Origin of the sequence: Acetobacter farinalis, assembly GCF_011516935.1 — a bacterium.
Lineage (GTDB): Bacteria > Pseudomonadota > Alphaproteobacteria > Acetobacterales > Acetobacteraceae > Acetobacter > Acetobacter farinalis.
Map to the genome: position 1 here is coordinate 1 of NZ_WOTF01000033.1, position 9463 is coordinate 9463.

A 9463-nucleotide genomic window follows, 5' to 3' on the forward strand; every position below is an offset into this window, starting at 1 on the left:
TGCCAAATCCACGCCTCCATGAACTCCTGCCATGGCACTGGAAAACCCTTCACCACAGCAATAATACCATCAAAGCCTGATTACGCCCGCGGCTCTCTCCGGATGCTTACCTTCCTTCAGTTCCCTGCTTCCCTAGAAAGCGTCGAAAACGCCAATATATTACCGATAGTTAACCAAAAATGCCCCATGGCGTACGGGCGGTTTCAAGGGGGGCTACAGCCGCCTGACGCGCTTCGCTGTGATAAGAGACCAGAAACGCGACAGACCGGCTCAGGCGGGCAGAAAACTGCCCGATTTTGGCGAGGTCGCTTCGGGAATGCGCAATACGGCCGTCGGCGACGGCTGCTGTCCTGTGGCGCTGCAACGCTAACCCTTACGCTACTGGGGTCCCCCTGCGCCGGTTTGTCCACATTTTCTTTGTCCTTCATTATATCTATAGAATTGGCAGATCGGCGATTTTTTTTGCTGACGAAAAATGCCGATTTTCGTCATTTTTTACCCCGTTACCTCGTAACTTTTGTCCACGTCGCTGCAACACGTCAGATTATTACGTGGAGTTAATCTGAATGCGGCGATCTTCGGCGCATTGACAACGCTCTGCTTTCACAGCCGCGAACACCGCTTCCGGGTTTTTGAGATGCGTTTTGGCGTTGGGAATGGCAGCCTCCAGCATCAGGGTCGCGGCCTCATAGGTATCGGCCTGTGCCGCCGCGACCCTGAAAACCGCATCGGCCGCCACGCCCGGCAGTCGGATCGGCGGCCTCTTCGCGTCCTTCGCCTTCACGGAGCGGTCAACGTTAAAGGCTTCATGGGTCTTGTCCCATCGCCACCCGCCGACGCCCTTCGCCGCCAGTCGCCGGATTGCGCGATAGACGACAGACGTTTCGACATCGTTCCGACTGTCGCGCCGCATGCGTGCCCCGACGGTCTTGAGATCGACTGCGTCGGGGGTCGCGCGTACATTCTGTTTATGGAGCCTATCGACGATTTCGCGGTTCGCGTCGTGTTCCTCAATGTTCGTAAACGGCATCGTCTCGCCATCTCTGCCGAGGCGACGTTTGTAGTCATAGTCCAGATGTTCTCTTTTATTGACCGATATCGATATGAGATCGACAGCTTTACCTGTTCTGGACGCGAAGGCCGAGGTCAGTTGCGTCGATTCCCGCGTTTCTATTTTGTCGAGTGCCGCGATGCGGCGCATTTCCGCCGCTATATCGTTGCGGTTATGGGTCTCGAACTTCATCGACGCGCCCGCTTTTGCTATACATTCTCCGTCGTGGTCGAATATGAGATTCGCTCGTGTCCTGTAGCTTTCGAGAGATGATCCTGTCGCTTTCAGTTCGAGCAGATCGCCGGTTATTCCAGCGGCGTCCCGTCCGGCCTGTAGCCGGGATGCCGCCTCCGATCTTGTCGCTACGGCGTTGAACTCGTAATCCACGGGTGCCACGACCAGGCTGCCGTCGGTCGTCGTCGCAACAATTCTGACGCCTTCGGCGCGCCAGAGTGCGTTGAGTTCGAACAGGGCCGACCGGATGATTCCCGTGATCTGCGCCGCGATGATCGGTAGCGTGACCGCCGACGGCTCCAACTGGCGTGGTCCGTCCTCCGGTGCGCTGAAATTGCTGATTTTCCTGTCTTTTATCCCCTGCGCGACCTTACCATACAGTGAATTGGTCATTTCCTTGAACAGAAGGTTTTCCAGCGTCTTCTTCGCGTATCTCGACCGTTCTCCGACGGTAAACCCGATGTATCGCGCAAACAGCCGCCGATCCGTTACATGCCAGATGTCGGCATCTACAATATCAATCTGCGCCCCCAGGCCGACTGCTGTGATGATTTCGTGCCCAGTGCAGAAGGATTCTCCCTTCAGTACATAAATTAGTCCGTTCTTTGTGGAGATTGGCAGGCATGGATGCTCGCAATCGCTCGGGAACTGGAATTTCACACGCGCGACGACGTGCTGTCCGACCTCTACAGCCTCCAGGATTTCATTGACGTGCGTGGCGCGCGACACCTTGAAGCTGGGGCTTAAGAGGCACGCCATCGCGCCCGCGTAAGCGCCAGAGAGATCGATATCGTAAACCGCGTGGTCTGGAGGGGTCTCGACCTTACCGATCGTGTACGCGACGTTCAGGCCCCCATGGTAACACCTCGCCGCGAGTGGATCATGGATGACACGGGCATCACACGGCTCTTTTACCCATATACAGCGCCCTGACTCTGTTCTGATTTGTCGTTTCTCCATGCCGGTCAGTATATCCAGTGCCTCCGATCCTCCTTCAAACGCTTTATACAAGTTGACGCTCGTTCCTCCCAGCGTAATGCCGGCTCTGAATCCTCGATATGATAGACTTTGCCTGCCGCACCAGTTTATGAAGTAACCGAGTGCCAGCAAGCAAACCTCTGTATCCCTCATGGCGTAATCGACGAATGTCTGCCGGTTGTCTCGCAGAAAATCCTTCATGTTCTCGATCGCGCCCGATGGTAGCTCCAGTTTTTCGTGGTTCAGCAATGCGCCCCACGCGGCGAGCGACCCGTTGTCTGCTGGCGAAATCAGGAAGGTATCCACAAAGTTGCAGTTAAAAACGCGCTGGTTGCGGCTCACCGGGTCGTGGGTGGTGGCGGTGAACGGCTCCTGCAACGTCACAACGGATTTTCGTACGCCATCCAGGTATGGCGCGAACTCGTCACGATCGGCGAACATTGTCCACTCCGCGCCATTAAAATGCGCGATCGTCAGGACCGTCTCGCGACATCGCGCATGCTTGCCAAATAAGCGCATAGCAAAATCTGGCAACGCCCCGAACGGAATACGCTCTCCTGACATCGGAAATACAATGAACTGGATCAATCGTCCTGACTTATGTGCGGCTGTTACCTGATATGAGAGGGCTATATTCTCATGGCCCCACTGCTGATATTCCGTGTCAACGCTGATGACCAGACTTGCCGTCCCCTGACGTTGCGCGCCACCTCCGTTTGTCACTTCAAATGCTGCGGCGTATAGGCGTGGTGCCGTATCACTCTCGATCTGCATTGTCTCTACGACAGCGCCCTCGCCGAAGGTCGCCGCGACAACGCTCCGAGATGGGATGTCGGGGGCGAAGGCACGCAGCGTTCGGAACCACGTAATATATGCGCGGTCTGCGCTCCCTACCCTCGCGGGAGGGGCATACTTATAGACGATCTTCGGATACGGACCATCCCGATAGCTATCCTGCGGCTCCTGGCCTTGCGCGGCCAGTTCCCGCGCGTCTTCCCGGGTCCGTGCTCGATCCGGACTCGAAATCCTCGGGGTGCGTGGCATCGAACATTGCGATGCTGGCGGAACGACCACAGCGGTCGCCGATTGAATGGTCACTGTCATTTTCTCCAAAAAAAAATGCGAGAAAACGCTTGACCCTCCGCCCGAAAAACCAATATAGTTGGCTGTTTATATTTGATATGCTTTTGTGTTTTCTGGGTTTTTCGGGCGCTGGTTCATCCTGTGACGGGATGGGTCAGCGTTTTCTGTTTGAGCGGATTATCTGGCTGTCAAGCCGCTGTGCTGACCCGCTCCGTTTTGCGAGGGCGCCCGATCTGCGGAGATGGTGGGGCGGGCTGAATGACCTGACTCGCGATCCAGGCATCAAGGTCAGAGCGGCGATACCTGATGGACTTACCCATCTTGACCCAGGCCGGGCCGGTGCGCCCCTTGAGGCCATGCACGCGCAGACGCAGAAGCGTGTATGGCGAGATTTGAAGAACATTCGCCGCCTGTTCTTCGGTGAGAAGCTGGCGTGAGTCATCAGTGTTGAGATTCATGTCTCATCTCCATCTGATTTAGGGTTGTTAATGCTGTGGAATATTAAGGGAGTTAGTCCCTGATACCTGAGGTCAGGATGGCGCAAATCAGTAAGAAAAGTAAACGACATATGCTGTTCATCTGATGATCAAAAGTGGCTCATCTTATAGTTCAAATATGTTCAAGATTACATGCGTCGCCTGTTCGTAACTGCGCCGCCGTCCATGGACGCATCTCAAAAATATGCAATGAAATCAATAGATTGAGTGGCTCTTGCGTCGTGAGCAAAGAGGCCGCTCACGTGACATCAAATCGAGGGGGATTTCGCCCATTTCCGATGATCTGTAGGGGGCTGCGTTTATGAAATAAAATTCATAGATCGACATTTTCGTTGCCTTGGCATGCCTAGGCACATGCTGGGGGTGGCGCGTTAGACGCAGCCAGTAGCGCTTCTGGTGCATCTAGGCGCAACTAGAGTCAGTTAGTAACAACTGCGTGATGGTTGATTTTTAATTGAGAACAGAAGACGAACATCTGGAACGGAATCTTGCGACAATTTGCGACAATCGATCTGCTAGATAGGCTCAATTCCATCAACCCTGAGTCAACGTAACGCAAAAAATATCGTTCAAAATCAACAATATGATAGGATAAGTCATTGATTAGAAGGGGGGTCATTTTCGGTCTCGAAAACCGTTGTGCAAGCAATTGTACCTAGGGTTCGAATCCCTATCTCTCCGCCAACAACCATTGCTAAGTTACTGTATATACAGCGAAAAATCAACAAGAATCGCAGTTTTCTGTGATTCGATCTGCATAGATTTTTTGATTTGTCAATACAAAAAATTCAGCACCTATTTAACACCATCCAGCACCTATCGAGCGGTAGGTGCTGGCTAAGTGCTGATTGAAGATCAGGTTTTTAGGGTGAATTTTATGAGGAAAGTTATTCATAAATTACATAGGAATAGTGGGATTTCTAATGCTTATATAATGGCTGTCAGCCAAGAAAATGGTATTGGCATTTGGTAAGCAAAATTCGTCTATAAGTAGCTTTTTCCCATTTTTGGTCAATAATTTCTTATCGGCGTAAGCAATAAAATTATGGCTCTTGGTGTTATAGATCACTCGACCTCTAGGCCATTCCTCATACTCAGACCAAAGAGGCACATTGTTTTTATGGTTTTTCCGTAACTGCTCCCAGAATTCGTAATGTCCACCCCATGTTAATGCATCACCATATGATTCTGCTTGAGAGTATTTTATTTTATCTGTGAGCAAAAAAGAGCGTCCTTTTTCGGCTATAAGCCAAAAAATTCCTACAGACGCATTATCATCGGAAGTCATCTAATTCCTGCCAACGTATGATTGGTTTATAGGTTATTTTACTGACTCATTTTTAATGAGATTGCAGATGTCCTGTATCCAATCCAAATGACCTGTAAATCTTAATCCTTGAGGGTGATAGGTTCGATAAATTGCAAATGGTAAATTAGGCATAGAAAATTTACCAAGCTTCGTTTCAGCAATATTATTTTCTATGGGATTAAGAGTCAGCTCAGGGTATGGAAAAGCGTTCCAAATGAAATCATCATATTTTGATGAAGTAAGCATAATTACAGCATTTGGGCAAAGTATTTCCAACTCATTTCTTAAAAGTTTTTCCTGATATGGGTCAAATATTTTTTGTAATTCTTTAGGAGCGTTAAAATAACGACTTCCATTATCGTCAGGGTATGAAATTCTACATACGTTCCCAGAAATAATTGAGCATCCAAGGTCTTGCTGTATTTGGTCAAATGCTTGCCAAAATGCACGGCTCTTATTTTTCGGTTGATGTGATGCATTATCAAAGCGAGTGTAGCCTTCCATTAAGGCATCCACTGAATCTTGGTGAGTTAAAAAATCATCGTAGCAACAGATATCAGAATAAGGCCAATTTCCGTAAGCTGGATAATCAGAGCAATTTTGCTTACTCCAATTCCATCCAAGTGTTTCTTGTCCAAGAACAACGACTTTAAATTTTGAGTCCCAATACTCTTTAGTGGGAGAGAGTAGGTAGGGTGCTGAGGCTCCAGGAAATTTTATGTCATTTTTTATTAATTCATATTTAAAATCGGAATATAAAGAATGAAGCTTACTATTCATTTGAAGACTCCCACCTTCTTGTTAATTCTTAATATAATTACGAGTTGATCGCCTGCCAAACCTTTGATGTTGTCAATGCGCCTCCAACGGCGGAATGTGGTTTTCCGACAAACCCAGAACCAGCCAATTTACTTGCTGTAATTAATTTCATTCCGCCGTAGTAGTTTGCGTAATCCGGCCATTTCCTGCCAGATTCATACATACAACAAACGACATCTAAATTATCAATCCAGTCAGTATCTAATCCGTAGCTTTCTGCTGTCTGTCGTAATAATCTGACATCGTAATCAGAGTTAAAAATTATCACACGGTTTGGGATTAATATGCTTTTCAGCGTATCCACTATATCAGGAAATTCAGGACACTCTTTAACATCGTCAAATGATATATGATGAATGCGTTCGGCACCTGGCCATGACTTTTTTGATTTCGGCTTTATCCTCTTATCCATCAGAATATTAGAATTCATATCACATATGCCAATTTCAAGAATTACATCATCATAATTAAGTCCTGTTGTTTCTGTATCTAGTATTAAATCCATTTTTATAATCTCCCATAACTAATATTATTATATCATATTAATATAGATACAGAATATAATGCATATTAATCATATAATTAAATAAATAATAACGATATTTATAAATTATTCAGTATAATTATTTGGTAATATAATATGTATTTTCTTATGATATAATTATAAATAGAATAGGAGTATAGTATAATGTCAAATTTTAGAGATAGAATAAAGCAAAAGAGAGAACAGTTAGCATCTATGTCAGATGATGAAAAAAAAGATCATGAGAATAATAAGAAGTTAGAAATTAATACGAATTCATTTAATATGAATTCTGCTTTTCTCAATAATGCATTGAATAAAGTTATTTTAAAAACACATCCTGAGATTACTACCGAAATGCTCGATCATGAAAAACAATATAAAGAGCTATTTGAAACGGATAATCCTTTTACTCGTGAGTTAAAAAAGCTTGGTGATGATAAAAAAGAAGTGGAGCAATATCTTAAAGAAAAACTTGATTTCATGCTTATTGATCCGTCTCAGATGAACAGCACACCTATTACTGGAATGTTTTCAAATGAAGCTGAATTTTTGAGAAATTGTAATAAAATAATGGCTGAATTCCTGAATTCGTTTTTGATAAATCATTATCAGCCGTATCAGGATGCTATGTTATCTCCGTATATATCGAAAGATTTAGAATTACGTGAGCAGATGCATCAAGCTCTTGATATCTGTCGCAATGAACGTATGGAAATGATTGAAGATTTCCAGAATAGACCTGAAGCACTTGAAGCAAAAGAACTACAACAAAAGCTTATCTGTGTGATGTCTAACGACAATATCAAAAATGATATTATTAATATGCATTTGAATACGAATGATTTAAAAGATTATTTGAAAAATAATATTGAGCTTGATGAGGATGGAAACATTCACATTAAGAAAGAAGCCAATAGCTTACAGCTAACGAGATAATAATATATCATTAATAGGGAGGCTTATGGCCTCTTTTTTTATGTGAATAACAATTTTGCACGTTCTTTATATTGAGCATCAAGCATATCGACTTTCATCAATTCAATAGATTTTTTTCTATCGTATTCAGCTTTGGCGACTGGTGACAAGTATGCTGAAGCACGATCTGAAACAGCAGACATTTTGTTATGAACGCTACGCAAGCTAGATGATTGAACAGCATCATTATATGGCTTCCATGCCTTCTGATGTTGCTTCTTATTGTATTCTTTTGGGTTTGCGAGAAACTCTTTCATCTCTGCGTCAGTCATAATTTCATGTCCTCTTTTTATAATATTACTATAGTATATCATAAATAAAATGTCAATATAATTAAGTATATTATACCGGTATAAACACGGTATAAAGTGGTATTTGATATTAATGATATAATACAGATTAAAGAATACTATTATATATTGCCAGAGGTGGCATACGGCTACCCCTTTCAGGGCTATCCAATGCCATCTGGCCAGGGTTGCACCCGTGGACCTGCTTATATGTATTCATACATTTGAGGATGATTATTATGAAGCCAAACCTGAACAGAACCCAGACCAGATTATCAGTTAGAGCATCTAAGCAAGAGCTTCAGTCATGGAATGATACAGCAAAATCTTGCGGATATAAGACACTTGCAAACTATTTCCGTAGTCTGATGAATTCTGCTCATATGTTGAATGATGATAAGATTTCATTGCTGTCAGAATTAAAATTAACCAGAGAAGAAGTTAGCAGAATTGGCAACAACCTGAATCAGATTGCAAGAAAGCTAAACTCAGGCGAGGGCTATAATGATGCTAATGACAACATGAAGCAATGCTTAAAAATTCTATCACAGATAGACAGCATGATTGCTACTATTAAGAAGTAAGTCAGATGATAGTCAAATCAGCACGTATGAAAACATCGGCTTCTGGCATGTCTTCAACATGTCGCCATGTGTTTCATGGGTCTGACAATGAAGCTATTGAAGTGCTTCAAGGTTCTGAATTTGACGTAAAATCAGAGCTTGGACGAGCCAGAGCGGTCGGTTCTAAGTATGCGGTCAGACACATAAAGATATCATCGTATGAAGATATGACTGACGAGCAACTTATTGAATTAGTTAAAAATTATGCTCGTGAATTCAAAGCAGATGCATCAAAAACGACTATTGTAAAACATACAAAACAGCGAGCAGATGGCAAAGCATCTAACCATCATTACCATGTTTATTTTCCTGAAGTATTATCTAACGGCAGAATCATGGATTCATCGTTTTCTAAGATAAGAGAAGAAAAAATTGCTCGTATTGCGGAAATAGATTTTCACCATGCTCCTGTTATCGGAAAGCATAATAATTCAGTCATTAAAGATTTAGAAAAATCTGGACGCTCATATTATGCTGATATCATTAGAAAAAACACACCATCATTAGACCCTAAGAATGCCCCTGATGCTTGTTATTCAGATAAACAATTTAGACGTGCAAAAATTGGCGGAATTCAATTAAATGAGGTCCGTCAATCATTGAAAGACCTGCGTATATCATCTGAATCATTTTCTCAATTATATGAGCAAATGTTAGATGTGGGATTAGATATTAAGAAAGGGGATAAAGCCAACACATACATTATTGTTAATAGTGAAAACCAAGTTTTAGGCTCTGCTAATCGTCTTTTCGGTATGAAAAAACAAGATTTCAATAATATGCATGAAGCACTTGAGCAGGGCATAGACACATCATTTAAACCGCTTGAAGTAGTAGCAAAACAGCCAGCAGAAGCCACACCAGCATCTGCTACTGACAAGCCTGCCACTATTGAGCAGATATCAAAACCTTCTATGTCAGAAGCAGTTAAAACTGCTTCTTCTGCTGGCCCAGTCGGTGTAAGCGTATCATCTGGAGGGTTCGAAAAACCCCCTGGTTTTGAGAGCTGCTCTGTGATTCCATTTCCCTTGAGTTGATTGGGGGCATGGATCATGAAGCAGACTGGTTTCTTTGATGT

At 44.3% G+C, this 9463-nt stretch carries 9 protein-coding genes; 3 read left to right on the forward strand and 6 right to left on the reverse strand.

Translation table 11 applies throughout. The features are described from left to right. Nucleotides 1-547: 547 nt before the first annotated feature. From GOB82_RS12550 to GOB82_RS12570, 5 genes are all read right to left on the reverse strand, one after another. Nucleotides 548-3367 (reverse strand): DNA polymerase, encoded by a 2820-nt coding sequence (locus GOB82_RS12550; RefSeq protein WP_166123597.1) that lies wholly within the window; start codon nucleotides 3365-3367, stop codon nucleotides 548-550. Between the two features lie 167 nt (nucleotides 3368-3534). Continuing rightward, nucleotides 3535-3804 (reverse strand): helix-turn-helix transcriptional regulator, encoded by a 270-nt coding sequence (locus GOB82_RS12555; RefSeq protein WP_166123600.1) that lies wholly within the window; start codon nucleotides 3802-3804, stop codon nucleotides 3535-3537. A gap of 937 nt (nucleotides 3805-4741) precedes the next feature. After that, nucleotides 4742-5131, reverse strand: a complete 390-nt coding sequence (locus GOB82_RS12560) for a hypothetical protein (protein ID WP_166123602.1) — start codon at nucleotides 5129-5131, stop codon at nucleotides 4742-4744. 33 nt (nucleotides 5132-5164) lie between these two features. After that, on the reverse strand, nucleotides 5165-5932 hold the full coding sequence (locus GOB82_RS12565; protein WP_166123604.1) for a hypothetical protein: 768 nt from the start codon (nucleotides 5930-5932) through the stop codon (nucleotides 5165-5167). Nucleotides 5933-5969: 37 nt separating this feature from the next. Then, the gene (locus GOB82_RS12570; protein WP_166123606.1) at nucleotides 5970-6476 is read right to left on the reverse strand and encodes a 3'-5' exonuclease; all 507 of its coding nucleotides are present in this window, start codon (nucleotides 6474-6476) and stop codon (nucleotides 5970-5972) included. A gap of 183 nt (nucleotides 6477-6659) precedes the next feature. On the opposite strand from GOB82_RS12570, the gene GOB82_RS12575 reads away from it, so the two are divergent. After that, complete coding sequence (locus GOB82_RS12575) at nucleotides 6660-7433, forward strand: hypothetical protein (RefSeq protein WP_166123608.1); 774 nt, start codon at nucleotides 6660-6662, stop codon at nucleotides 7431-7433. Nucleotides 7434-7471: 38 nt separating this feature from the next. Here the strand turns inward: GOB82_RS12575 and GOB82_RS12580 are convergent, their stop codons facing one another. Beyond that, a complete protein-coding gene (locus tag GOB82_RS12580; protein WP_166123610.1) occupies nucleotides 7472-7744 on the reverse strand; it encodes a hypothetical protein in 273 nt (90 codons plus the stop codon). A gap of 257 nt (nucleotides 7745-8001) precedes the next feature. Between GOB82_RS12580 and GOB82_RS12585 the strand changes: the two genes are divergently transcribed. After that, nucleotides 8002-8346, forward strand: coding sequence for a MobC family plasmid mobilization relaxosome protein (locus GOB82_RS12585; RefSeq protein WP_166123612.1), 345 nt, complete (start codon nucleotides 8002-8004; stop codon nucleotides 8344-8346). Between the two features lie 5 nt (nucleotides 8347-8351). Continuing rightward, complete coding sequence (locus GOB82_RS12590) at nucleotides 8352-9422, forward strand: relaxase/mobilization nuclease domain-containing protein (protein ID WP_166123614.1); 1071 nt, start codon at nucleotides 8352-8354, stop codon at nucleotides 9420-9422. Nucleotides 9423-9463 lie beyond the last annotated feature (41 nt).